The 23,240-nt window shown below is 45.9% G+C and carries 19 protein-coding genes; 12 read left to right on the top strand and 7 right to left on the bottom strand.

From position 1 onward, the window contains the following. Window positions 1–181 precede the first annotated feature (181 nt). A complete protein-coding gene (locus tag ACZIX4_RS07765; RefSeq protein ID WP_463335052.1) occupies window positions 182–3,604 on the top strand; it encodes a hypothetical protein in 3,423 nt (1,140 codons plus the stop codon). Window positions 3,605–3,807: 203 nt separating this feature from the next. Here ACZIX4_RS07765 and pckA read toward each other — a convergent pair whose 3' ends face one another. Together pckA and ACZIX4_RS07755 are read right to left on the bottom strand one after the other, a co-directional pair. Next, window positions 3,808–5,409 (bottom strand): phosphoenolpyruvate carboxykinase (ATP), encoded by a 1,602-nt coding sequence (gene pckA, locus ACZIX4_RS07760; protein WP_463335051.1) that lies wholly within the window; start codon window positions 5,407–5,409, stop codon window positions 3,808–3,810. Window positions 5,410–5,488: 79 nt separating this feature from the next. Next, complete coding sequence (locus tag ACZIX4_RS07755) at window positions 5,489–5,875, bottom strand: DUF423 domain-containing protein (RefSeq protein ID WP_463335050.1); 387 nt, start codon at window positions 5,873–5,875, stop codon at window positions 5,489–5,491. A 115-nt stretch (window positions 5,876–5,990) separates the two neighbouring features. Here ACZIX4_RS07755 and ACZIX4_RS07750 point away from each other — a divergent pair, with 115 nt between their 5' ends. From ACZIX4_RS07750 to ACZIX4_RS07740, 3 genes are all read left to right on the top strand, one after another. Continuing rightward, the gene (locus ACZIX4_RS07750) at window positions 5,991–7,361 is read left to right on the top strand and encodes a saccharopine dehydrogenase family protein (RefSeq protein WP_463335049.1); all 1,371 of its coding nucleotides are present in this window, start codon (window positions 5,991–5,993) and stop codon (window positions 7,359–7,361) included. A gap of 282 nt (window positions 7,362–7,643) precedes the next feature. Then, a complete protein-coding gene (locus ACZIX4_RS07745) occupies window positions 7,644–7,925 on the top strand; it encodes a hypothetical protein (protein WP_463335048.1) in 282 nt (93 codons plus the stop codon). A 135-nt stretch (window positions 7,926–8,060) separates the two neighbouring features. Next, window positions 8,061–8,531 (top strand): Lrp/AsnC family transcriptional regulator, encoded by a 471-nt coding sequence (locus ACZIX4_RS07740; protein ID WP_463335047.1) that lies wholly within the window; start codon window positions 8,061–8,063, stop codon window positions 8,529–8,531. 375 nt (window positions 8,532–8,906) lie between these two features. Here ACZIX4_RS07740 and ACZIX4_RS07735 read toward each other — a convergent pair whose 3' ends face one another. From ACZIX4_RS07735 to ACZIX4_RS07725, 3 genes are all read right to left on the bottom strand, one after another. Then, entirely contained in the window at window positions 8,907–9,959 is a 1,053-nt protein-coding gene (locus ACZIX4_RS07735) for an Omp28-related outer membrane protein (RefSeq protein ID WP_463335046.1), read from the bottom strand. Between the two features lie 34 nt (window positions 9,960–9,993). Beyond that, window positions 9,994–10,737 carry a T9SS type A sorting domain-containing protein gene (locus ACZIX4_RS07730; protein WP_463335045.1) on the bottom strand — a complete coding sequence of 248 codons (744 nt, stop codon included), beginning with the start codon at window positions 10,735–10,737 and terminating at the stop codon, window positions 9,994–9,996. Window positions 10,738–10,857: 120 nt separating this feature from the next. After that, window positions 10,858–12,357, bottom strand: a complete 1,500-nt coding sequence (locus tag ACZIX4_RS07725) for a TlpA family protein disulfide reductase (RefSeq protein ID WP_463335044.1) — start codon at window positions 12,355–12,357, stop codon at window positions 10,858–10,860. A gap of 281 nt (window positions 12,358–12,638) precedes the next feature. Here ACZIX4_RS07725 and ACZIX4_RS07720 point away from each other — a divergent pair, with 281 nt between their 5' ends. The 4 genes from ACZIX4_RS07720 to ACZIX4_RS07705 all read left to right on the top strand — a co-directional run bounded on the left by ACZIX4_RS07720 (window position 12,639) and on the right by ACZIX4_RS07705 (window position 17,575). Continuing rightward, window positions 12,639–13,115, top strand: a complete 477-nt coding sequence (locus ACZIX4_RS07720) for a TlpA family protein disulfide reductase (protein WP_463335043.1) — start codon at window positions 12,639–12,641, stop codon at window positions 13,113–13,115. Between the two features lie 4 nt (window positions 13,116–13,119). Beyond that, complete coding sequence (locus ACZIX4_RS07715) at window positions 13,120–14,829, top strand: DUF6029 family protein (protein WP_463335042.1); 1,710 nt, start codon at window positions 13,120–13,122, stop codon at window positions 14,827–14,829. A 130-nt stretch (window positions 14,830–14,959) separates the two neighbouring features. After that, window positions 14,960–16,951, top strand: a complete 1,992-nt coding sequence (locus ACZIX4_RS07710) for a choice-of-anchor L domain-containing protein (RefSeq protein WP_463335041.1) — start codon at window positions 14,960–14,962, stop codon at window positions 16,949–16,951. 117 nt (window positions 16,952–17,068) lie between these two features. Beyond that, the gene (locus tag ACZIX4_RS07705) at window positions 17,069–17,575 is read left to right on the top strand and encodes a hypothetical protein (RefSeq protein WP_463335040.1); all 507 of its coding nucleotides are present in this window, start codon (window positions 17,069–17,071) and stop codon (window positions 17,573–17,575) included. An 82-nt stretch (window positions 17,576–17,657) separates the two neighbouring features. Here ACZIX4_RS07705 and ACZIX4_RS07700 read toward each other — a convergent pair whose 3' ends face one another. Next, complete coding sequence (locus ACZIX4_RS07700; RefSeq protein WP_463335039.1) at window positions 17,658–18,515, bottom strand: sugar phosphate isomerase/epimerase family protein; 858 nt, start codon at window positions 18,513–18,515, stop codon at window positions 17,658–17,660. A gap of 126 nt (window positions 18,516–18,641) precedes the next feature. Here ACZIX4_RS07700 and ACZIX4_RS07695 point away from each other — a divergent pair, with 126 nt between their 5' ends. The 3 genes from ACZIX4_RS07695 (at window position 18,642) to ACZIX4_RS07685 (ending at window position 21,343) form a co-directional block, all read left to right on the top strand. Beyond that, window positions 18,642–19,367 carry a hypothetical protein gene (locus ACZIX4_RS07695; protein ID WP_463335038.1) on the top strand — a complete coding sequence of 242 codons (726 nt, stop codon included), beginning with the start codon at window positions 18,642–18,644 and terminating at the stop codon, window positions 19,365–19,367. 161 nt (window positions 19,368–19,528) lie between these two features. Next, the gene (locus ACZIX4_RS07690) at window positions 19,529–20,038 is read left to right on the top strand and encodes a hypothetical protein (protein ID WP_463335037.1); all 510 of its coding nucleotides are present in this window, start codon (window positions 19,529–19,531) and stop codon (window positions 20,036–20,038) included. Between the two features lie 321 nt (window positions 20,039–20,359). Then, window positions 20,360–21,343: a Gfo/Idh/MocA family protein gene (locus tag ACZIX4_RS07685; RefSeq protein ID WP_463335036.1), complete on the top strand. Its 984-nt coding sequence runs from the start codon at window positions 20,360–20,362 to the stop codon at window positions 21,341–21,343. Window positions 21,344–21,405: 62 nt separating this feature from the next. On the opposite strand, the gene ACZIX4_RS07680 is transcribed toward ACZIX4_RS07685, so the two are convergent. Beyond that, window positions 21,406–21,990, bottom strand: a complete 585-nt coding sequence (locus tag ACZIX4_RS07680; RefSeq protein WP_463335035.1) for a hypothetical protein — start codon at window positions 21,988–21,990, stop codon at window positions 21,406–21,408. A gap of 198 nt (window positions 21,991–22,188) precedes the next feature. Between ACZIX4_RS07680 and ACZIX4_RS07675 the strand changes: the two genes are divergently transcribed. Next, complete coding sequence (locus ACZIX4_RS07675; protein WP_463335034.1) at window positions 22,189–23,061, top strand: AraC family transcriptional regulator; 873 nt, start codon at window positions 22,189–22,191, stop codon at window positions 23,059–23,061. Window positions 23,062–23,240: the final 179 nt, after the last annotated feature.

Genomic DNA, 23,240 nt, shown 5'->3' with positions numbered 1-23,240 from the left:
GATTAGCCGCAGTAGAAAATTTCTCGTAAAGGCACTACGCCGCAAAGATATGCCTGTCGAGTGAAGCTGCTCCCCTCTCTTTTGGAGAGGGGCTGGGGGGTGAGGCAAACTAACAACCAACAACTAACAACCATTCCCTAAAACACACTATTTTTGTACTTTTTGGGTTTATAGGGTTAAGATGCTAAAAAACGCGGTTTTATGGTTACTGCTTCTCTGTGCTGCCGCTGTGCATGCCCAGCAGGTAAACGCGCCCTACAAAACCCGACGTGTGCTCCCCGTACGCGATACTATCCGTATCGACAGCGTGTCGGTGAACCCCGGGCAATTCTCGCTTAAGGATGCCGCCGGTAAAGAAATAGACAGTACCTTATACAGCGTGGATTTTGCCAAAGCTATCGTAGTCTTTAAAAACGGCTACACACCCGCCGACAGCCTGCAAATGGGCTACCTGGCCTATCCTGATTTCCTTACACGTAAATATTCCCTCTACGAACGCAGCCGTGTAGTGCCAAACGATGCCGTTACGGGCCAGCGCTTCAGCTTTGGGCAGGGAACAAACAACATACTGAAACCGCTGAGCGGGCTTAACACCTCGGGTAGTATTACACGCGGTATTACCGTGGGCAACAACCAGAATGCCGTGGTAAACTCGAATCTCGACCTGCAAATTACGGGCAAACTGTCAGACAAGGTGAGCCTGCGCGCCAGCATACAGGACACCAACATCCCCATACAGGATGGCGGCTATTCTCAAAAGCTTGATGAGTTTGACCAGATATTCATAGAGATGTTCAGCGACAAATGGGCCGTACGTGCAGGCGACCTCTTTTTGGAAAACCGGCAGTCGCGCTTCCTCAATTTCAGCAAAAAAGTACAGGGGCTTAATACCACCGTGGTACTCGGCACCCCCGAACACAAGACTACCATAAGCGCTGCTGCTGCATTGGTACGGGGTCAGTACGCACGCAGCACTTTTACCGGTACCGAGGGCAACCAGGGTCCGTACAAGCTTACCGGTAACAACGGCGAACTCTATGTGCTGGTAATATCGGGTTCGGAGCGTGTGTATGTAAACGGTGTGCTTTTGGAACGCGGCGAAAGCAACGACTATGTTATAGACTACAACGCAGGCGAAGTGACGTTTACCTCCCTGTTTCCCATTACCAGCGAAATGCGTATTAATGTGGAGTACCAGTACAGCAACCAGAATTTTTCGCGCTTTGTTACTTATGGCGGCGTTACCCACGATGAGGAAGACTGGAGCATTGGCACCTATGTGTACAGCGAAAGCGACATGAAAAACCAGCCCCTGCAACAAAGCCTTACTACCGAACAGGTTGCCGTACTACAAGGCGCAGGCGATAACAGTAACCTTATGGTAGCGCCATCGGGTTATGTGGATACCTATAGTGAAAATAAGGTGCTGTACCGCAAGGAAACCATAAACGGCACCGAAGTGTACGTATACAGCAACAACCCCGACGACGAACTGTACAGCGTTACCTTTACTAATGTAGGTGCGGGACTGGGCAACTACGTGCTCTCGGCTACGGCATCGGTGAGCAGGATATATGAATATGTGGCGCCTGTAGGCGGTGTGCCGCAGGGCAGCTTTGAGCCGGTAATAAAGCTCACTGCCCCGGCTAAAATACAGATTGCTACCGTAATGGGTAAGTACAGCCCCAGCGAGAAAACGCTTATCGATTTTGAAGCGGGCATCAGTAATAACGACCTTAACCTGTATTCGCCCGTAGACGATAACAACAACAAGGGTACTGCCCTTAGGCTGGATGCCAAGCAGCGTATTTTCACGCAGGAAAAATGGATGCTCGATGCCTTTGCCAATTACCAGTTTGTGCAAAAGGATTTCCGTACCATAGAGCGCTTGTTCAATATAGAATTTAGCCGCGACTGGAACCTTGCCAATGTAGTGACCACCAATTTTGACCAGAGTTACCTCGTGGCCGGTACCACGCTGCGTTTGCCCAAAAGCGGACAGGTTACCTACCAGGCCGAAAAGCTCGATTTTGGCAGTGGGTTCAGCGGTACACGCCATGTACTGAACGGGCAGGTAACCATCAATAAGCTGTATGTGCAAAACACGGGCAGCGTGTTGAAAAGCGATGGTAATTACAGTACGTCGTCGTTTGTGCGCAATGAGGCTTTGGCCAAATACCATTTCGGGAAGAACTGGGCGGGGAGTAGCTTCCGCACCGAAAATAACGAGGAAAAGCTGAAAGAGACCAATGCATACAGCACCCTTAGCCAGCGCTTTACCGAATACGGTGCCTTTGTGGGCCGTGGCGACAGTACTAAAGTATATGTGGAACTCGGCTACCTGCAACGTGCCAATGACAGCCTTGTGGGAGGCCTGCTGCAACGGGTGAATACCTCGCGGTCGTACTACCTGAAATCGCGACTGCTGAAAACCGATAAAAGCGACCTTACCGTGTTTGTAAACTACCGCAAGCTGAAGTTTACCGACCCGGCGTATGAAGACCAGCCGTCGCTTAACTCGCGCCTGTTGTATAATGACCGCTACTGGGGGCAGCTGCTGCAGGTTACCACGGCTTACGAAACGGCTTCGGGTACCATAGCCCAGCAGGAATTTACTTATGTGGAAGTGGCTGCCGGGCAGGGGGTATACATGTGGAACGACTATAACGGCGATGGCATACAGCAGCTCCAGGAGTTTGAAGTGGCCCCGTACCCCGACCTTGCCATATACGTGCGGGTGTACCTGCCCAGCCAGGTATATATAGGTACCCACCAGAACAAGTTTTCACAGTCAGTTACCTTTAACCCCGTGCAGTGGCAAAACGAAACGGGCTTTAAAAAGTTGCTGTCGTATTTTTACGACCAGGCGTCGTATATCATTGACCGTAAGATAGAACGCTCGGGCAACGGTTTCGACCTTAACCCGTTTTCGTCTTCCGATGAAAACCTGCTGGGGCTGAGCAGTTCGCTGCGCAACAGTATTTTTTATAACCGTGGCAAACAAAACCACTCGGTTACCTACACCTACCTGAACAGCCGCAGCCGCAGCCTGCTGTCGGTTGGCTCGCAGGACGGCAAGCTGCAAACCCACCAGCTGCAATATGCCCACCTGATACAGAAAACGTGGCTGGCATCGTTGTCGGCGCAGGGCAGCAACAATACCGCTACCGCCGAAAATTACGAAAGCAAAAATTACGACATTGACAGTTATCAGTTGGCCCCGAAGCTGTCGTACATCTTCTCTAAAAATGCCAGCCTTGATGTTTTTTACGAATACCAGAACCGTAAAAACACCATTACCGGTATGGAAAAGCTGGACCAGCAGCGTATAGGTACCTCATTCAGCTATGCAGCTACTACGGGGAGCTTTACCACCAGTGGCGAGTTTTCATTATACAAAAATGATTTTACGGGTGAGCAAACCACTGCCGCTGCCTACCAGATGTTACAGGGGCTTACAGCGGGACAAAACCTTACCTGGCGCCTGATGCTGCAAAAGAACCTTACCCGTTTCCTGGATATGAACATAAGCTACCAGGGACGTAAAAGCGAAACCAGCCAGGCCATACATACTGGTAGTGTGCAGCTGAGGGCGTATTTTTAGTGGTAAGTCCCACCCAGCCCTCCCCAAAAGGAAGGGGGCAGCTTCCCTCAGATTTGAAACACTGAAATGTTTATAGATAACTTAGGTAATAGTTAGAGTGAAGTTACTCCCTCCCCTTTGGGGAGGGTTGGGGAGGGGCTAAAAAAATAGCTGCCCGTCCCCGGGCAGCCCTTTCCAAAAACATCTATTCTAAAAATCCACAATTATGCCAGCGGACCGCCGGCTATAATCTCGTCATTTGAGAATTCCTCAAATTTAGCAAAATTTTTCCTGAAGTTGGCAGCAAGCTCGTGCGCTTTTTCATCGTACGCCTGCTTGTCCTGCCAGGTGTTGCGTGGGTTAAGCACTTCGGCAGGTACGCCTGTGCAGTTTTGCGGTACCGCCAGCCCGAAATAAGGCTCGGTAACAAAGTTCGCCTCGTCCAGCTCGCCATTCAGTGCGGCGGCTATCATGGCACGGGTGTAGCCAAGCTTCATGCGGTGGCCGGTGCCGTAAGGCCCGCCCGTCCAGCCGGTATTTATAAGCCAGACATTTACGCCGGTTTCCTGCATTTTGGTTATCAGCATTTCAGCATAGGTAGCAGGGTGCAGCGGCATAAACGGCGCACCGAAGCAGGCCGAAAAGTTAGGCTGTGGCTCCTTGACACCTTCCTCGGTACCGGCTACTTTGGCGGTATAGCCACTGATGAACCAGTACGCCGCCTGGCCCGGGGTAAGCTTGCTTACCGGAGGCAGTATACCAAATGAATCGGCGCTGAGGAAGAAAATATTTTTCGGGTTATGCCCTACAGATCCGGGCTGTATATGGTCAATAAAATCAATGGGGTAGCTTACGCGGGTGTTTGGGGTAATGCTTACATTTTCATAATCCACCTCATTAGTACCCGGTTTAAACACCACATTTTCCAGCAGTGCGCCGCGTTTTACAGCACGATAAATATCCGGTTCGTGCTCTTCGGTAAGGTTGATTACCTTGGCATAACAGCCGCCTTCAAAGTTAAACACGCTGTTTTCATGCGTCCAGCCGTGCTCGTCGTCGCCTATAAGCCTGCGCGAAGGATCGGCCGAAAGCGTGGTCTTGCCCGTGCCCGAAAGCCCGAAGAAGATAGCCGTATCACCGTTCTTGCCCACATTGGCACTGCAATGCATCGGGAAGGTGTCCTTAAATACGGGTAGTATAAAGTTCAGTGCCGAGAAAACACCCTTCTTCATTTCACCGGTATAGCCGGTACCACCTATAAGTACTATTTTTTTGGTGAAGTTCAGTATGGCAAAGTTGGCCGAACGCGTACCGTCTGTTTCAGGGTTCGCCTTAAAGCCCGGTGCAGAAATCACGTGCCACTGTGCATCAAAATCATCCAGCTCCTCGGCAGATGGCCTCAGGAACATGTTGTAGCAAAACAAATTACCCGAAGGCAGCTCGTTTACAGCCCTTACACTAAGCCTGTAGGCCGGATCGGCACATACATACGCATCGCGCACATACAGCTCCTTACTTGACAGATAATCCATCACCTTGTTGTACAATGCATCAAACTTATTGGCATCAAAAGGGATGTTCACCTTGCCCCACCACACTTTGTCTTCGGTAATGGCATCTTTTACAATAAAACGGTCTTCGGGAGAGCGCCCGGTAAAGGCACCCGTGTTAATGGCCAGCGCACCGGTATCGGTTTCTGCGCCAAGGCCATTTTGCAGCGTAAGGTCATGTAGTTCGTCCGGAGGCAACTGGTACTTTACTGTAGCCCCAGTGATTCCGAGGGATTCAAGCGAAATCGTTTTCGTAAATAGGCTGTAGTTATCCATACTTTGGGTCAGTGTTTGGGTTATTCACTGCGCCAAAGATACGGATTAATTCGTTCGAAAATAAAAAATTACAACCAAACTATGGTTTTCGTTTAATTATGTGTAAAAATAACACTCCCCAAGCGGCTATTAGTAACAATCCTCCAATAGGTGTGATGATGCCGAATTTCTTAATTTCGAACGGAATGTACTGTTTCAGGGACAAAAGATAGATGGAAACGGAAAAAAGTACTACCCCGGCTATAACTAACCTGAAGATGGTTTTTTTAGCTGTTTCAGTAAGCAAAGTGGTTGTTGCCACAAACAGTAAAAACAGGGCGTGGAATATATGGTAACGCACACCGGTTTCAAACGAGGCTACCGACTCCGGCGATACTATCTGTTTAAGGCCGTGCGCACCGAATGCACCCAGCAAAATACCTGTCATTCCTAAAAAAGCCGCAGTAGCAGCGATATTTCTTTCCATTTTGTTTAAATTTTGCAGCGTAAAGTTACCCACAAATTAAGATTTAACAATACTGAGGTATGTTTTAATATGTAACATTTTATTACTTTCGTGTTATAAAACATACAAACACAACATGCGCAATATATTTATAATCGGTGCCGGGCGCTCGGCCACATCGCTGATAGATTACCTGCTTGAAAAATCAGGCCCTGAAAACCTGCACATTACCATAGGCGACCTTTCTGCCGAGCTGGCCGAAAAGAAGACCAAGGGCCACCCAAACGCCACGGCCATAGCTTTTGATATATTTAATGAGGCACAGCGCCACGAACAAATACAAAAAGCCGATATCGTAATAAGCATGCTGCCTGCCCACCTGCACTATGAGGTGGCCAAGGATTGCATTGCCTACAAAAAGCATATGGTTACCGCCAGCTATATAAGCCCTGCAATGGCCGAGCTGGACGAACGTGTACGCGAAGCCAGGCTGGTGTTTATGAATGAATGTGGCTTAGACCCGGGTATAGACCACATGAGCGCCATGAAGGTGATTGACGAAATACGCGATAAAGGTGGCAAGATTATGCTGTTTGAATCGTTTTGCGGCGGCCTTGTAGCCCCCGAAAGCGACAACAACTTGTGGAACTACAAATTTACCTGGAACCCACGCAATGTTGTATTGGCAGGGCAGGGCGGTGCAGCCAAATTCATACAGGAGGGTACGTACAAGTACATCCCTTACAACAAGCTTTTCCGTCGAACGGAGTTTATGGATGTGGAAGGCTACGGACGCTTTGAGGGGTATGCCAACCGCGATTCTTTAAAATACCGCAGCGTATATGGCCTTGATGATGTACTTACATTATACCGTGGCACCCTGCGCCGTGTGGGCTTTTCGCGTGCGTGGAATATGTTTGTTACCCTGGGCATGACCGATGATACTTATATTATGGAAAACAGTGCTACCATGAGCTACCGCGAGTTTACCAACTCATTCCTGCCGTACCACCCTACCGATTCTGTGGAGCTGAAACTGCGCCATATACTGAAGATAGACCAGGACGATATCCTTTGGGAAAAGTTGATGGAGCTCGACCTGTTTAATGCCAATAAAAAGATAGGCCTGCACAACGCTACTCCTGCCCAGATACTGGAAAAGATACTATCGGATAAGTGGACACTTTCACCTGACGATAAGGACATGATAGTGATGTACCATAAATTCGGCTACGAAATCAACGGCAAGAAAGAGCAGATAGATAGTACTATGGTATGCATTGGCCAGGACCAGACGTATACCGCTATGGCAAAGACCGTTGGGCTACCTGTTGCCATAGCTGCACTTAAAATACTGAACGGCATCATCAGTACGCCGGGGGTACAATTACCCATTAGCCGCGAGGTGTACGGCCCCATACTTAAGGAGTTGGAGACCTACGGCATAGTGTTCCATGAGAGGGTAACACCGTATCAGGGGTACAACCCACTTAATGTAGCCAGTTAAACGCCGACTACTCATAATATAATTATATAAGAAATCCCTTGCTAATGCAGGGGATTCCTGTTTGTGCTAATTACATTGTAATTAACTGAATTTTAACTCACTACACGTAAATACGCACTGATTAAAATCAGGTGTTTACACGCTTACGCAAACGTTTCATTTACAGTAGCTTGCACCTGTCAATATTGATCAAAACCAGGTGGAGCCAGAAACCACTGTAATAAACGGGGCGGAATCTGAAAAGCCATACGAGTAGGAACTAAAATCCAACAAATTACTATTATGTCAACTCAAAACACTCTTACTGCAACCGTAGGCGGCTGGACTGCTTACCACACACCATCTTCGCAAGAGCTTGAAATTTTTAACGAAGCCATGAAAGGTATTATCGGGGTAAACTATAAGCCACAGGAAGTATCATCCCAGGTGGTAGCCGGCATGAACTACCGCTTTAAGTGCCATGCTTCACTGCCACAGGCGCCTATAGGCGGCTGGGAAGCACTTGTGGAAATATTTGTGCCACTGGATGGTGCGCCGTTTGTAACCGGCATTTTAAGGCTTTAATGCTTTAAGCATAATTTCCGGTTATAAGGCCGTCCATTTATGGGCGGCTTTTTTATTTTAAAATTTAACACTTTTGTGTTGCTTTAACTGTTAAATTGTAAGCACAAACCATTTATAAGTAATAAACCATAAGCTATGAAAATCAACCAGGCACAGATAGAGATAGACGGGATAGACAAGGAAATACTACGCTACCTTATGGAAGATGCCCGTAAACCCATACTGCAAATAGCGGGTAAGATAGGCATATCGGGTGCGGCGATACACCAGCGCCTGCGCAAGCTGGAACAATCGGGCGTAATATCGGGTTCCAAGTTTACCGTGAATACAAAGGTTTTGGGCTACAGCACTATGGCGTTTGTGGGCATTTACCTGGATAAGGCTTCAAGCAATCCTGAGGCGGTAAAGGAACTGAAAAAAATCCCCGAAGTTTTGGAGTGCCACTATACCACGGGTAACTGGAGTATACTTATCAAAATTATTTGCCGCGATAACGAACACCTTATGCAGCTGCTTAACCACCGTATACAGCCCATTCCGGGTGTAAGCCGTACAGAAACGTTTATATCGCTACAACAACAGATAGAACGGCAGATACAGCTTTAATAGTGCGCAGTCGCAGTCTCAGTTTTCAGTGTGCGGGGTGCACTTTGCGCCTTGGCGGCTTTGCGAGAGATTGTTACACAGAGTAACACGGAGGTTTCACAGAGATTCACAGAGTAGCTATTAAGCAAATTTTCTCAAAGTCTTAACCTGATTATTCACTATCATTTTTAAAATAGTTGAAGATATACAATCGGCTCCGACATGCTCAGCCCGATTGCACATTTTCAACTATTTATAGCTATCGAGCTTTTTATATTACATAAAAAAAACCGCCCTTTTTGAGGGCGGTTTTGCTATATATAGAATAATTAATTATTCTATATATAGCAAAACCGCCCTTTTTGAGGGCGGTTTTGCTATATATAGAATAATTAATTATTCCAGTATTTCAAAATCCTGCACGTCGCCTGCTTTAGCGCTGCGTACGTTAAGGGCATTACCATCGGCATCGGTTACAAAAGCCACAAACTCCATGTTAGCAGCGTTGCTTACATTGGCCGGTACCGGTACGCTAAAGGTACGGGTAAAGGTGTTGTAAGTTGTGGTCTGTGCGTTGTCTATAGCATCGCCTAAAATGTTTGTAAGCGTAGCACGCAGTACGTGGTTGTGTACCCAGTCTTCTATAACATCTACACCATCATAATAGTTGGTGTAATTGTGCTGCTCGTATACCAGGCCGTTTTCCACCACGTATACCACCAGCTTCAGGTTTGTAAAATCCTTACTGAACTTAACGTTAACATCAAGGCTTACAGTGCCGTTTTGTACTGTAGGTGTAAGTGCAAGGCCCAGGCGCGGGTTTTCGCCCTGCGTTAGTGCTATTACCTTGTTAATGTTGTTTGGCTCAGGGGCAGTCCAGCGTGTTTTACGGTTCAGGAAGCCTTTAGGATAGCCATTGGCATTAAGTGTACTTTCCAGGGCGGTACTGTCGTAGTTAAACGGGTCGTAGTCGGCACTGGTAGTTACACTGCTGGCACGGTGTATAGCCACCACGGTAACATCTTCGGTTTGTGCATGCGCCAGCTCTATGGCATAGGCCACGCGCGTACACCAGCCGCACCATGTACCGGTATAGTCTTCTATAAGTACCCTTTTGCGGAAATTCATATCGGTACCGTCGCCAAAGCTTACGGTAAGCTCCTGCGATGTAAGGCCGCCATAGCGTGCCGTAACAATATGGCTGCCTATAGCATCTGACGTAAACGTGTTACCGTTTATTTCATTACCGTCTATATAAAAAGCAGTTTCTGCAGTATGGTCTGTACCGTTATTGTCCTTAGCCGTAAAGGTAATGGTTTGGCCAACCAGCCTGTTAGAGTTGTCTGCCGTAAGTATTACCGAGTCATATGACTGCAGTATTTCGTAATCCGACCCGCATCCGGCAAGGGTAAGCAGGGTGGCACACAGCAGGGCAAAAATCTTTTTCATTTGTAATTATAGTTCAGTACCGGGTTACCGCTACTTAGTTTTTAACGATTTTGATGTCGGCTTTTTTAGCGCCTGCGGTAAACCTCGCAAAGTACATACCGTTTGTAAAACCGGCTACGTCTATGCTTTGGTGGCCTGTAGTAATGTTAGCCGATTTAAGCAGTTTTCCGTTTATATCAAACAACTGTACGGCACCTGTTACAGTAGCATCTAATTCAAGTGTGTTTTTAACCACGGTATTGCTTAGGTTAAGCCCCATGTTTTTAAGCCCTTTAATATCAGTCACAGACGCTGTAGGGCTGTAGATATAGGTAAAGGTTATAGGGGTAGATGTAATGGTATTGTTTTCATCTGTAAGTACAAAAGACAGGTTGTATACTACATCCTCTCCTACTACAGTACCCGGGTTGTAGTTATAGAAGTGGTTATCTCCTGTAGAAGCTTCTCCGGCCAAAAGCTCAAATCCGGCAGGAGTATCGGGTACAAGGATACCTTCAGATATTTCGGTAATGCATACGTTATAACACAGTTGCAGCAGGTCGCCTGAAGCGTTATTGGTTATAGAGTTTACACGCACCGCCGGGTAAAGTGTATCATCAGTATTGTTTACAATAACAAAGTTCAGTTTATTGCCTTCGTAAAGGCTTTCGTTGGCAATACTGCTTGTAGTATAGGTATCACCGTCATTAATATGTCCGCCGCCCTGCGTGTTTATGGTAATCTGGGCACTCATCATCGCCCCGTAAGAAAGGGCCGCCATCAGCATAATTTTTTTCATGGTAATTTTAATTTTCAGTAGTTTGTGGTATTCTTTATTTAAGTAAAAAGGCTACCGGATGCATTGCAACGCATCCGATAGCTTACTTGTAAGTTTTTATGTTGTAAAAAAGGACAAACCTTATTTTATTATAATTTTTTGTACCTGGCTGGTAGTAGCGCCTTTCACCTGTGCTACGTACATACCTGTTTGCAGGTTGCTAAGGTTAATGCTGCCTCCGTTTTGTATGCCCTGTGCAGTAAATACTGTTTTACCGGTAAGGTCTGTAACGGTTACGTTTACAGCTTCCTGTGTAAGGAAGTTAACTACACCTGTAGTAGGGTTAGGGTACATGGCAAACTTGTTCAGTTCGTTTTCAGATACTGCTGCAGTAGTGCCAACAGTTTTAAATGCCGCAGCTACGTTTTGGTTAGCAAAAGACAGTTTACCGTCTGCTGTTACCAGGATGTTGCCGTTAGCATCTATAATTTCCACACCTGCAAACTCTTCGCTGGTAAGCGACCATCCATCACCATACCCGTCAGACATTACAAGGCTGAAACAGTCTGTAACATCTTCTGTAAGGGTAAAGGTAGATGTAATCATGGTATTAGCATCTACACCGCCTGCACCTGCTGCGCCCGGGCCTACTGTGTAAGGGCCGCCTGAAGCCACTACATCTCCACCGCTGTTTTTTATCTGCCAAGATATTTCACCCGGATAGGTATCTGTATACGTGTTTACGGTAACTTGCCCAAGTGGTGCCTGTTGTGCCATGATAACATCAAAAGGTACAACTGCTGCCTCTGCATCTGCCGGAGAAGCACTGTTTACGTTTGCCACTACAACCTCGTACGTTTTTGAAGGGTCGAAGTTATACGATGCAAAAGTTTGTTGTGTGCTGCCAAACTGTGCCAGGTTACCGGTATAGTTTTTTGTAAGCACGGTATTGCCGTCCTCTTTAAGCTCCAGTGTAGCTGAAGTAATATTGTTTTTACCGTAGTTTTTTACCCTGGCCCTAACTGTAGATGCGCCTGCGCACATCCTTAGGTCAGCAACGGTAGTAATAGGGAAGTTCTCTATACCTGCAAGTGTGATACCACATCCGGTACCTGTGTTAGACTGTATTTCAGTTTTTAATACGGCTGCAGTAGGCTGTGTAAGCAAAGTAAGCTCGCCTGTGTAAGCACATATTTTATATACCGTAGGGAAATAAGTAATATTAAGTACATCACCTATAGATCCGTCTGTATCGTCTATAATAGGATAGTTAGTACCTTCTACCCAGTTACCCTGAGTAGTACCGTTGTCGCCGGCTATGTTAGTACCGTAAAGGCTTTCTACCGATGTACCGGTGTCACCTTCTATCCACAGTACTATAACTTCGTCTGAAGCACCAGGGCCAAAAGCGGTAGTAATGTCTTCCAGTGCATGGCCGTTGTGGTAACCCCAGCACGGGCTGCACCATGTAGCAGATACGTCTATGATAACCGTTTTACCTGCATTAATATACTCATACAGGTTATGTTCCACACCGTAAATATCGGTAGCGGTAAAGTCAGGGGCTGTAGTGCCCGATGCCAGCTGTGCGTTTGCACCAAATCCGGCAAGTAGTAATCCCAGGAGTAAAGTTTTTTTCATGTAGTACAGATAGTTTTATTGTTTTTCCATTTAAAGCGAGCCGAAAATTATGTAAAAAAATTGTTACGCAAAAAAAAATAATAAAAAATGTTAGCCCCCTAAGGTATTATTAAGAATTTAAAGCAAAAAGTGTTTTAAAATTAAGTTTTTTGTGTTAAATATGTGATTTCTATAATTCTATATAGCCGATAGGATTTAATTTTTCTGCAAACAATAGCGCGTTCTTTTAAATTTTTTTTAATATTGCCGCTCAACTTGGTTTACATTAATATTTTACCCTTATGAAAAAGTTCCTGATGCTGTTGCTGTTTGTATCGGCCGCTGCCTTTGCCCAAAAAGAAATGCCTAATGTTTCTTTGAAATCAGTTAATAACAAGACCTTTAACGTTAAAGACGGTTTTAACGAAAAAGATAAAATATATGTGTTTTCATTCTGGGCCACCTGGTGCGTGCCGTGCATTAACGAGCTTGATGCCATAAACGAGCACTATGCCGAATGGAGCAAGGAACTTAACATGGAAGTGGTAGCCATATCTATAGACGATGCCCGTACCCAAAAAAGGGTAAAACCCCTGCTCAATGGTAAAAAATGGCCTTATGAAGTACTGCTGGACAGTAACCAGGACCTTAAAAGGGCGCTGGGCATAGCTAACGTGCCGTATACTATAGTAGTGAAAAACAACAAAGTGGTGTATGTGCACAACGGCTACAGCCAGGGTGCCGAAAACGAACTTTACGAAAAACTGAAGACACTTTAATTTAATGAAAAAGATACTCTGGCTGTTGCCACTGTTTTCTATAGCGCCGCTTTTTGCCCAGGAAAACGATACCATTACCAAGAAAGACTACGGCCGTGTATACGGTGGTTTTGAAAGCAACTCACAATGGTACCTTAACGATAAAGGCACCGGCGTAAACCAAAATACCACGCCTATAGACGGCAAGCCCATACGCAGCAACAACTACCTGCTGCTAAACTACCAGTACAAAGGCTTTACCGCAGGCGTACAGGCCGAAGCATACGAACCGAATGCCCTGCTTAACTATAACCCCGGCTTTAAAGGCACTAACGTGGGCATATGGTATGCATCTTATAAAACCGATAAAATAGAGCTTACCGGCGGTTACTTCTACGAGCAGTTTGGCAGCGGCATGCTGTTTCGCGCGTGGGAAGACCGTGCACTGGGCATTAACACGGCCCTGCGTGGCGGCCGCATAGTATACCGCCCCAGCGATAACGTAAGGCTTACGGCTTTATACGGGCGCCAGCGTACCGGGTTTGACGTGGCTAAAGGCGATATCTACGGTTTTGATGCCGACATCAACCTTAGTTCGCTGTTTAAGTTTGAAGTATCAGACCTTTCTGTAGGCACCAGCTATATAGGCCGCTATGAGGAACTGCCCGTGGGCATTACCGGCTTTGATGCGCTTACCAATGCAGCAGGCGGGCGTTTTAACTTCATCCACAACTCATTTTACCTTAGTGGTGAGTACGACTACAAGCAGAAAGACGGCGTACTGAACCTGCAAAACGAACTGGATTCAAACTTTATAAAACCGGGCAATGCTGTGCTGGTTAACCTTGGCTATTCTAAAGAAGGCCTTGGTATAGATGCTACCCTGCGCCGTACCGAGAACTTTAAGTTCCTTAGTGAGCGCCAGCCTACCGTGTATGACATAAGCTCATCGACCCTTAACTACAACGACCGCGTGCTGAACTTTACCCCGGCACTTACCAAGCAGCACCACAGCAACCTGGCTAACATTTACGTGTTCCAGGCGCAAAGCAAGGTAGACTTTGCCAGTACCACCATAATGAAGGCTGGCGAAACCGGCGGGCAGCTGGATGTGTTTTATGATTTTGCCAAAGGCTCAGCCCTTGGTGGCAAATACGGCACCAAGCTGGCCGTAAACCTTAGCAGCTGGTACAACCTGCCAGGCAGCTACAGGCTAAGCCCCGCCGAGTACGATACCAAGTTTTTTGGCGTAGGCGAAAAATACTTCAGCGACTATAATATGGAAATACGCAAGCAGTTTAGCGAAAGCTGGCATACTGCCCTGTATTACATAAAACAATACTACAACAAGGAATGGCTGGAAGGCGGCGAATCGGTAAACACTAACATTGTTACCGGCGAGGCTACCTACAACTTTACGCCAAACCGTTCTATACGCCTGGAAGGCGAGCACATGTGGGCCGATGCCGATAAGAAGAACTGGGCAGGCGCCACACTGGAGCTTAACCTTGACGATAAATACTCGTTTTACGTATGGGATATTTACAACTACGGTAACGACGACCCCGATAAGCGCATACACTACTACAACGTAGGTGGTGCTTACCGTATAGGGGCTACGCGTATAGCTGCCAACTACGGCCGCCAGCGCGGGGGCCTTGTATGTGTGGGTGGTGTGTGCCGCTACGTACCCGAAAGTACCGGTATATCGTTACAGATAAGTACCGCTTTCTAAAAAACAGGAATTTACTAACCCAAATACTGCGAAAATCCCGTGGGCAATTTGCCTGCGGGATTTTTTTATGGATTCTTGTTAAAGTATTGAAAATAAATACTAAATTGGGTTAAAATTAATCAATCCTGCTATGAAAAAACTTTACTCTTTAGCCTTAGGGCTGCTGGGCTGTGGCCTTATTGCCGCACAACCTGCTAATGACGGATGCTCCGGTGCCATATCTATTCCTGTAAATACAGGTAATGATTGTGCATTAACGTACCAGGGCGTTTTTGACGGCTCTGAAACACCTAACCCGGGAAACAGCCTGTGTTCTAACACTTACAACGACATATGGTTTGAATTTACAGCCGTTAACGAGTCTTGTATAGTTAGCGTATCTCCTTATTTTAATGTAATAGGCATGGCCGTTTACAGCGGCGAATGCAGTGACCTTAACTTGCTGGTTTGCGGCAGTGGTAACATCCCCCTGTCGGGCCTTACAGCAGGCGAAACATATAAAATAATGCTGTATTATATTTCAGGAAGCGCCACTACAGATGTGCCCCTGCCGGTAGACTTTACCCTGTGTGTACGCGAAAACAGCAGTATTGTTGTAGACGACTCACCTTTTACCGATACCGAGCTTGTAAATACCTTGCTGATGAACTCAGAATGCATTGGTGTAAGTAATATTGTGATACAAGGCAATACCAATCAATCGCAAAGTGTAGGGGTATTTTACAACAACCTGGAAACCTTTCCGTTTGAAGCTGGGCTTGTTATGAGCACCGGGCTGCTGGAAAACATTCCGGGGCCAACCAACGGCTTGGTAAGTTCAGAATTATCTACAGGGGGTGATACCGACCTCGCGGCGCTTAATGCCTTGCAAGGCAACACCGGTACACTGTATGACACCAGTAGTATAGAATTTGACTTTGTGCCGCTTATACCGCAACTGTCCTTCGATTTCTTGTTTGCATCTAACGAATATGGCATTTTTCAATGCTACTATGCCGATATTTTTGCCTTCCTGCTTACCGATCTCGAAACCGGTGAGGTAACCAACCTTGCCGTGGTGCCGGGTACTACCACCCCCATATCGGTAACCACCATAAGGGATGATGCTTACAATACAGCATGTACATCTGCCAACGAAGAATATTTTGGTGAATTTTACCAAAACAACCTTACCGCACCTATAAACATGCGTGGTGGCACTGTACCCATTACGGCACTGGCTACCGTAATACCCGGGCATGCATACCATATTAAAATGGCTATTGCCGATTATAGTGACCAGCTTTATGATTCGGCTATATTTTTAGGTTCGGCCAGTTTTGATATTGGTACGTTGCAATCAGAATTTTACAATATCATATCCTCTGAAGGCAACCAATTGTGTAACGGCAGTACCACCACGCTTAGCATCCCTTATGTAGAAGGCTTTACCTATCAGTGGAACTACAACGGCCAGCCTGTAGATGGCGCTACCGGAAATACGCTGAGCGCAGACCAGGCCGGGAGCTATTCGGTAGACATATCGTCCCCGTACTCGCCATGCGTGGGTGCACAACTGTTCTCACTTGAATTTGCCATAACCGAAGATAACATACAGGCCATAACCCTGCCACCGCTTACGGCCCCGGTAACCACCGGACAGGCAGATTTTGACCTTGCTGCCTTACAGGCACAGGCGCTTGCGGCGCTGCCATTGGGTTTCAGCATATCGTTTTTTGCTACTGCCACCGATGCTGAGGCAGGTATGAACCCACTGCCTGCTACGTATACCGTACCCGGCCCTGCCGAGTACACCATATATACCCGCCTGCAAAATGATGCTACAGAGTGTTACGTAATTGGCCAAATTGCACTGCATGCAACCATAACCAGCGGGCTAAACAATAATGTGTTTGCTACATTTACCTGCTCCCCTAACCCTGCGACTGATGCGGTAACGCTTACTAACGGCAGCGCGATTACACAGGTAGAACTGCTTAACCTGCTTGGGCAGAAACAACTGGACCTACAAACCAATGCTACGAGGCTAACACTGCCGGTAACTGCCCTTGCCAAAGGTGTATACCTGCTTAAAGTATACAGCGGCAGCGATAGCCAGGTGGTGCGTTTTATAAAAGAATAACACTTGTTGTAATATTTTATTTACAATCCCGTACGTGTACACGTACGGGATTTTTTTATTAACTTGCTGTATAATGTAAGCGGCTGTTTGCCGTTAAAACATTAAACCACACACCTTATGAAAACGTTATACCTTATTATATTGCTGCTGGTACTGCCACTAAGCACCTTTGCTCAAAAAAGCGGCGAGGAGCTGGCACGCCAGGCATTTAAAGCCTGCCTTAAGAACGATGAAAAAGCCTTTAAGCGCCTGTACCCGTCTGATGCCATACTTACGGCCTACTTTAAGATAAGCGATAAAAAAAAGGCTTTCCCTAAAGACGTTATGAAAAAATGCTACCCTAAGGGGCTTGGTGGTGCCATGTTCGGGTTTAAGCTATTCCCGAGGGGGCTGAAGGAATTTGGTGTAAACCCGGCAGATATTACCATAACCGGCAGCGACATTAACGAGAATGACATAGAAATTATGGTCAATAAAAAGAAAGTGGGTGCCGTATACAACAATTTCATTTCGCTCTACTTCACCTCAGGCGGAAAAAAGTTTGCCTTTGTGGTACCCAAGGCCATAGAGTTTAAAGGCCGCTGGTTTATAGGCGACCAGGTGGTTAGTTTACATGAGTTATGAGGGTTATACGGTAATTTGGTTATTTAATTGTAGCTGATACGTAGATTTTGCATTCGAATACACAAATACACAAATTAACGCATTAACGAATTAACAACGCCCGGGTAGCCTTAATACCCTCCTCTTCGCTAAGCCTTTGCCCTTCATATTCTATCCCTATATAGCCATCGTACCCTAAGCGTTTTACAATCTCCAGCATGCGTGGGTAGTCTATAGTAGTTTCATTCCCGTTTTGGTCAAAATCATAACTCTTGGCGCTAACGCCCTTTGCCCAGGGCATCATCTCGGCAACGCCTTTATAGCGGTCATATTCTTCTGTGCAGGGGCTGGGCCATTTCATATCACCCCCGCGCCGAATGCAGAAGTTGCCAAAATCGGGCAGCGTACCGCAGTGTGGCAGGTTTACGCCCTGCACTACCTGTGCCAGCAGTGCACCGTTACTACTCAGCCCGCCGTGGTTTTCTACGATGATATTTATGCCGGTACTTTGGGCATAGGTACATAGCTTTTCCAATCCTTTTACCGAACACTCAACCCACGCGTGTGCATCATGCTCCGGGCCGCCAGTAAGGTTCACCCGCAGGCTGTGGCAACCCAGCAGCGCCGCAGCATCCACCCATTTTTTATGGTTATCTACCGCCTGGTTTTGTAACGCACCATCTGCCGATGCCAGTGCGCCTTCACCGTCCACCATTATCAGGAGGTTGGCTATACCCTCGCCCTCGCTACGGGTTTTGAGTTCGCCGAGCAACGTAGCGAATGCAGCCGGATTTTGGGCTTCTTCCGTATAAAAGCGCGACACATACTCTACCGAATCGAAACCCAGCTGGCGTGCCTTTTGGGCAAAATCGAGCTTGTGCAGCCGGCCTGCCTGTATGGTTTTGTGCAGCGACCATTGCGCTAAGGATAGTTTATATGGGTGCATGATGTTTTTTGCCACAAATTACGGTTTTTACTTTTGCCACGAATTTCACCAATTTTCACTAATTTAGGCTCTTTACATCAGGCAAATGCGTCATTTTGTTTTGTAAACATTAAAAGACAAATAGTGTTAAACCAAATTATAATGGATTTAAAATCAAAAAAAGAGTTTGTCGGTTTATTAGAAGAACGTTTAAGAGGCTATCAGTTTTTCAAAAATGATACAGACTTGTCCGGTAGGGTTAACTATGTGAATTTTCTTTTTAGTTCAAATGATATCAACTATAACTTATTTTGGCGGTTACTCCCAAAGCATTCCGAACTGGAGGTCTATTTAAAAGTGGAATACACTGCATTATCTGAAATAGTGAAACAAATAGACAGCCTGCCTCAGTTCCAATATACATTTACGGGAAATTTGGCAGATTTTTCAGAACCTGAAAATGCCGATTGGTTCAATAATACTACCAGCTTAGATGCCGAAAAAATGCATTTCAAAACAACGCAGGAAATGGTTGGTTTTGTGGATTATCTGGAAGCAAAATATATAAAAGTGGTGACGGAAAAAATTGTCCCCGCAATAAATTCTTTAGAAAAGTTAAACACCCTTTTAAATGATTATGAACTGGTTTATGACAAAGAAAATGATGAGCCAAAAATGTATGTCCTTTCGGGAGGTATGATTTTCCAGAGTATTTCGGCACTTTTGCTGAATACAATTTTTGAAAACCCTAAACGGGATGAGTTAATAGAAATGTATGCATGGCTTTTCCGCGCTATAAAAGACGAGGAAGACATTCATAAAACAATGATGGGAAAAGTTTTGAGGTATATGGGGTTAAACCTGACAAACAATAGGTTAAAAGCTTGATGGATAATGATTATCCTGAAAATTTTATCAAGTTACGATGCGTTTGCCCTGTACTTTACATGGAAGTTTACCACGAATTACACGAATTTTACTAATTTAGGCACTTTACAAATAAACAACAATCGAATAACCATATAACCGAATTACCGCATAACCATAATATGAAAAAGACACTACTACTCCTTATATGCTGCCTATCAGCATTTAGCGCCCTTGCCCAGGTAGAAGAAGCCGCTTTTGGCACGCAATTACTAAAAGCCTGCATGTCCGAAAAACGCGATGAGTTCCTGTCGTGCCGCCCTACCAAGGAACAGCTGGGCCGCTACATGGCAGAATCGGTGCCGGGAGAGAAGATTACCCCCGAAATGCTAAATAAGGCATACGAATACCAGTTTGACAAGGCGCTGCTGGGTTACAGCACCTTACAGGAGGCCATAGCGTTTTATGGCATCAACCCTAAGAAGTTTGAAGTAACCACAACCACTAACGAGATAGGCGATGCCGAACTGAAACAGGGCGATAAAGTGGTGGGGGTCGCCAAATCAAAACACATTGCCATTTACTTTACATCGGGTGGAAAAAATTATGCGTTCCTGGTAAGTGGTGCCATAAAAATTGACGGGAAATGGTACCTGGGTTCGCAACCGGTAGGACTGAGCAAAATGGACTGACAGCCATACTAAAAATAATCATACAGAGTACTGAAGCGGCGGCTTCAGTATTTTTTTGTGGAATATTCAGCCGTTTTTGATGGTACAATTGTGGAACAGCATGTGTTATATCTCTGGTTTACAACAACATAACCTTCCACACGATTTTATACTAATTGTGGAAAATTAAAATACTATACCATTGATTATCAATGATGTAAAAATATCACAAAATAACCGGTTTTCTGCTTTTTGGGTATTTTTTAATAAATGGTCAAAAATACCATAAGGTGGTTTTGGCAAAATCCATATCTTAGCCTTTTAACCAGACAAACTCTATTCATGGAAAACCCTACCCAAACCATCCGCTGGGGCATTATAGGCTGCGGCGATGTTACCGAACGCAAGAGCGGCCCGGCCTACCAGAAGACCGAAGGCTTTGAGCTTAAAGCCGTTATGCGCCGCGATGCCGAAAAGGCTGCCGACTATGCCCGCAGGCACAACGTGGAGAAGCATTATGCTGATGCTGATGCACTTATAAACGACCCGGACATTGATGCCGTATACATAGCTACCCCACCCGATACCCATAAATACTATGCCCTTAAGGTAGCCGAAGCAGGCAAGCCATGCTGCATAGAAAAGCCCATGGCGCCTACCTGGCAGGAGTGCGCTGACATTACCGAAGCCTTTGATAATAAAGGCATTCCGTTGTTTGTGGCGTATTACCGCAGGTCGCTGCCGCGCTTTTTAAAGGTAAAGGAATGGATAGAAGAAGGCAAAATAGGCGATGTGCGCCACATTCACTGGCACCTTACCAAGGTACCGTCTGAAGTGGACCTGTCAGGCGAGTACAACTGGCGCACTGATTCGGCTGTAGCTACGGGTGGTTATTTTGATGACCTGGCCAGTCACGGACTGGATTTGTTTATCTACTTCTTTGGTGATATACAGCAGGTTAACGGCATCAGCCTGAACCAGCAAGGGCTATACAGCGCTAAGGATGCGGCTGCGGCCAGCTGGCTGCACAGCAATGGTGTTACCGGTACGGGTTCGTGGAACTTCGGCACCTACAAGCGTGAAGACGAAGTGAGCATTTACGGCAGCAAGGGCACTATTAAGTTCGCTGTGTTTGAGGAAGTTCCGCTTACGCTAACTACCGAAGCAGGTACTGAAGAACTGGTTATCCCCCATCCGGAAAACATACAGCTGTATCATGTGCACAACATGCGCGACCATCTTTTGGGTAAAACCGTACACCCGTCTTCCGGGCATACCGGCGCCCATACTAACTGGGTGATGGATAAGATAATAGGTAATTTATAGTAACCTATATAAAATAAAAAAGCTCCGCAAGCGGAGCTTTTTTGCTATAACCAAACCTCATTTTATCGCGCTGCAACGGTTTCAACAAACGTTTTGTTGCTGTAACCAATAACCAACGTGAACTTTTTAGCTGCTGACTTAGTGATGTCAAAACGTTTTGCAACTTTCTCGCCTTCAAACTTTTCGCTGTAAAGTTCGTTGTTGCTTTCGTCATAAACTTTTATGTCAACAGGTGTAGTGTCATTTTTAGAAACCTGTACGGTAACAATACCGTCTTTATTAAAGACTACAGGCTTAGTGATTTCTGTAACTGCTTTTTCGTTTACAGTAGCTACTTTTCCACTGATTGTAATTTCGTGGCGGGCTACTTTTTCAGCAGTTTCAGTTTCAAGGAAATAAGTACCGTCCGGCAGTGCATTCAGGTCATACGTCCTGTTTATTTTGCCATCTTTGCTCTTCACGGTTTCGTCGAAAATCTCCGCTCCGTCCTGGGCATATAGTGCTACGTGTACGTTATTGGTTTCAGTAACGGTGAAGCTGATTGCTTTACCTGCGCCTTCTTTAGCCCTTACAAGGAAATCATTGTCGTTAGCATAAGTACCAACCGAGGCTAACATTGCAACAAGGGCGATTCCGAATTTCATCATAGTTTTCATAATCTACAGCATTAAGGGTTGTACATCTTCTTATTTGATACTGCTAAATTACAACCGTACTATTGAAAATGTTACAACAATATTCTCCTCTTTGTATACAATTTTAACCTTACGAAAACGTTTTTTAGTTAAATTGAGCCAATTTTGGCATATATTGATTACCTTCGTAATGAAAAATGCAACATTTTTATGAAAAACGTCCGCGCATCTTTTGAGGTAATTGAACCCTCTTTCGGGAGCAGTTTTACCTATATTAATTTCGAACAAAACAGCAACGTACGGTCACACGTTTGGCACTACCACCCCGAAGTGGAGTTGGTGTATGTAAACGGCGGTTCGGGCAAGCGGCAGATAGGCAGCCATATTTCGTATTATACTGAGGGCGACCTTATATTAATAGGAAGCAATCTGCCCCATTGCGGATTTACCGATGTTACTACCGGGAATAAGCGCGAAACCGTAATACAGATGAAAGCCGATTTTCTGGGTGATACTTTTATGGCATTGCCTGAAACAAAGAGTATTAAAGCCTTGTTTGAAAAGGCACGTGGTGGCATAGCCTTCGGGAGTGATGTGCGCTACCTGGTGGGCGAACGTATGGAGGAAATGGCAACCATGCATCCCTTTGAGCGGTTGATGACACTTATAAGCGTGCTGCACGACCTGGAACAGACCGAAGACTATAAGGTGCTGAATGCCGATACCTTTGCGCTGGAAACCCATGTACAGGATAACGACCGTATAAATATGGTATTCAACTTTGTAAAGGATAATTTCCGGGAAACCATAGCGCTTGATGAAGTGGCCGGGATAGCCAGCATGACGGTGCCGTCGTTTTGCCGTTACTTTAAAAAGATGACCCGTAAAACTTTTGTACAGTTTGTAAACGAGTACCGCGTGGTACACGCCTGTAAGCTACTGGCCGAAAACCCCATACCTATAAGTGAGGTGTGCTACGAAAGCGGGTTTAACAACTTCAGCCACTTTAATAAGTCGTTTAAGGAAGTTACAGGCAAGAGCGCTTCGCAATACCGTATGGAACTGAGGGCGCATTTGGTTTGACACCTTTCAAATGCGCATAAAAAAACCTCAAAACCAGTGATTATCCTTCATTTGCGGTAGCTTTATTTTTTTTTACGGCTGTAAACCACCCCGCCCTTCGGGCACCCCTCCGAAGGAGGGGAATGCTTACTCATATATATAACAGTGACAATCTATTAAATCAGTGTCACCTGTGTTCC

The organism is Flavobacterium niveum (genome assembly GCF_055231775.1).
This window is presented reverse-complemented; position numbering and strand designations above follow the sequence as displayed.

Excerpts from the sequence above, each read along its gene's own strand:
- ACZIX4_RS07715 (WP_463335042.1), top strand. The coding sequence starts at position 13,120 with ATGAAAAAGATACTCTGGCTGTTGCCACTGTTTTCTATAGCGCCGCTT.
- ACZIX4_RS07695 (WP_463335038.1), top strand. The coding sequence starts at position 18,642 with ATGGATTTAAAATCAAAAAAAGAGTTTGTCGGTTTATTAGAAGAACGT.
- pckA (WP_463335051.1), bottom strand. The coding sequence starts at position 5,409 with ATGGATAACTACAGCCTATTTACGAAAACGATTTCGCTTGAATCCCTC.
- ACZIX4_RS07730 (WP_463335045.1), bottom strand. The coding sequence starts at position 10,737 with ATGAAAAAAATTATGCTGATGGCGGCCCTTTCTTACGGGGCGATGATG.
- ACZIX4_RS07710 (WP_463335041.1), top strand. The coding sequence starts at position 14,960 with ATGAAAAAACTTTACTCTTTAGCCTTAGGGCTGCTGGGCTGTGGCCTT.
- ACZIX4_RS07690 (WP_463335037.1), top strand. The coding sequence starts at position 19,529 with ATGAAAAAGACACTACTACTCCTTATATGCTGCCTATCAGCATTTAGC.
- ACZIX4_RS07725 (WP_463335044.1), bottom strand. The coding sequence starts at position 12,357 with ATGAAAAAAACTTTACTCCTGGGATTACTACTTGCCGGATTTGGTGCA.
- ACZIX4_RS07680 (WP_463335035.1), bottom strand. The coding sequence starts at position 21,990 with ATGATGAAATTCGGAATCGCCCTTGTTGCAATGTTAGCCTCGGTTGGT.
- ACZIX4_RS07740 (WP_463335047.1), top strand. The coding sequence starts at position 8,061 with ATGAAAATCAACCAGGCACAGATAGAGATAGACGGGATAGACAAGGAA.
- ACZIX4_RS07685 (WP_463335036.1), top strand. The coding sequence starts at position 20,360 with ATGGAAAACCCTACCCAAACCATCCGCTGGGGCATTATAGGCTGCGGC.
- ACZIX4_RS07675 (WP_463335034.1), top strand. The coding sequence starts at position 22,189 with ATGAAAAACGTCCGCGCATCTTTTGAGGTAATTGAACCCTCTTTCGGG.
- ACZIX4_RS07755 (WP_463335050.1), bottom strand. The coding sequence starts at position 5,875 with ATGGAAAGAAATATCGCTGCTACTGCGGCTTTTTTAGGAATGACAGGT.
- ACZIX4_RS07720 (WP_463335043.1), top strand. The coding sequence starts at position 12,639 with ATGAAAAAGTTCCTGATGCTGTTGCTGTTTGTATCGGCCGCTGCCTTT.
- ACZIX4_RS07745 (WP_463335048.1), top strand. The coding sequence starts at position 7,644 with ATGTCAACTCAAAACACTCTTACTGCAACCGTAGGCGGCTGGACTGCT.
- ACZIX4_RS07750 (WP_463335049.1), top strand. The coding sequence starts at position 5,991 with ATGCGCAATATATTTATAATCGGTGCCGGGCGCTCGGCCACATCGCTG.
- ACZIX4_RS07765 (WP_463335052.1), top strand. The coding sequence starts at position 182 with ATGCTAAAAAACGCGGTTTTATGGTTACTGCTTCTCTGTGCTGCCGCT.
- ACZIX4_RS07735 (WP_463335046.1), bottom strand. The coding sequence starts at position 9,959 with ATGAAAAAGATTTTTGCCCTGCTGTGTGCCACCCTGCTTACCCTTGCC.
- ACZIX4_RS07705 (WP_463335040.1), top strand. The coding sequence starts at position 17,069 with ATGAAAACGTTATACCTTATTATATTGCTGCTGGTACTGCCACTAAGC.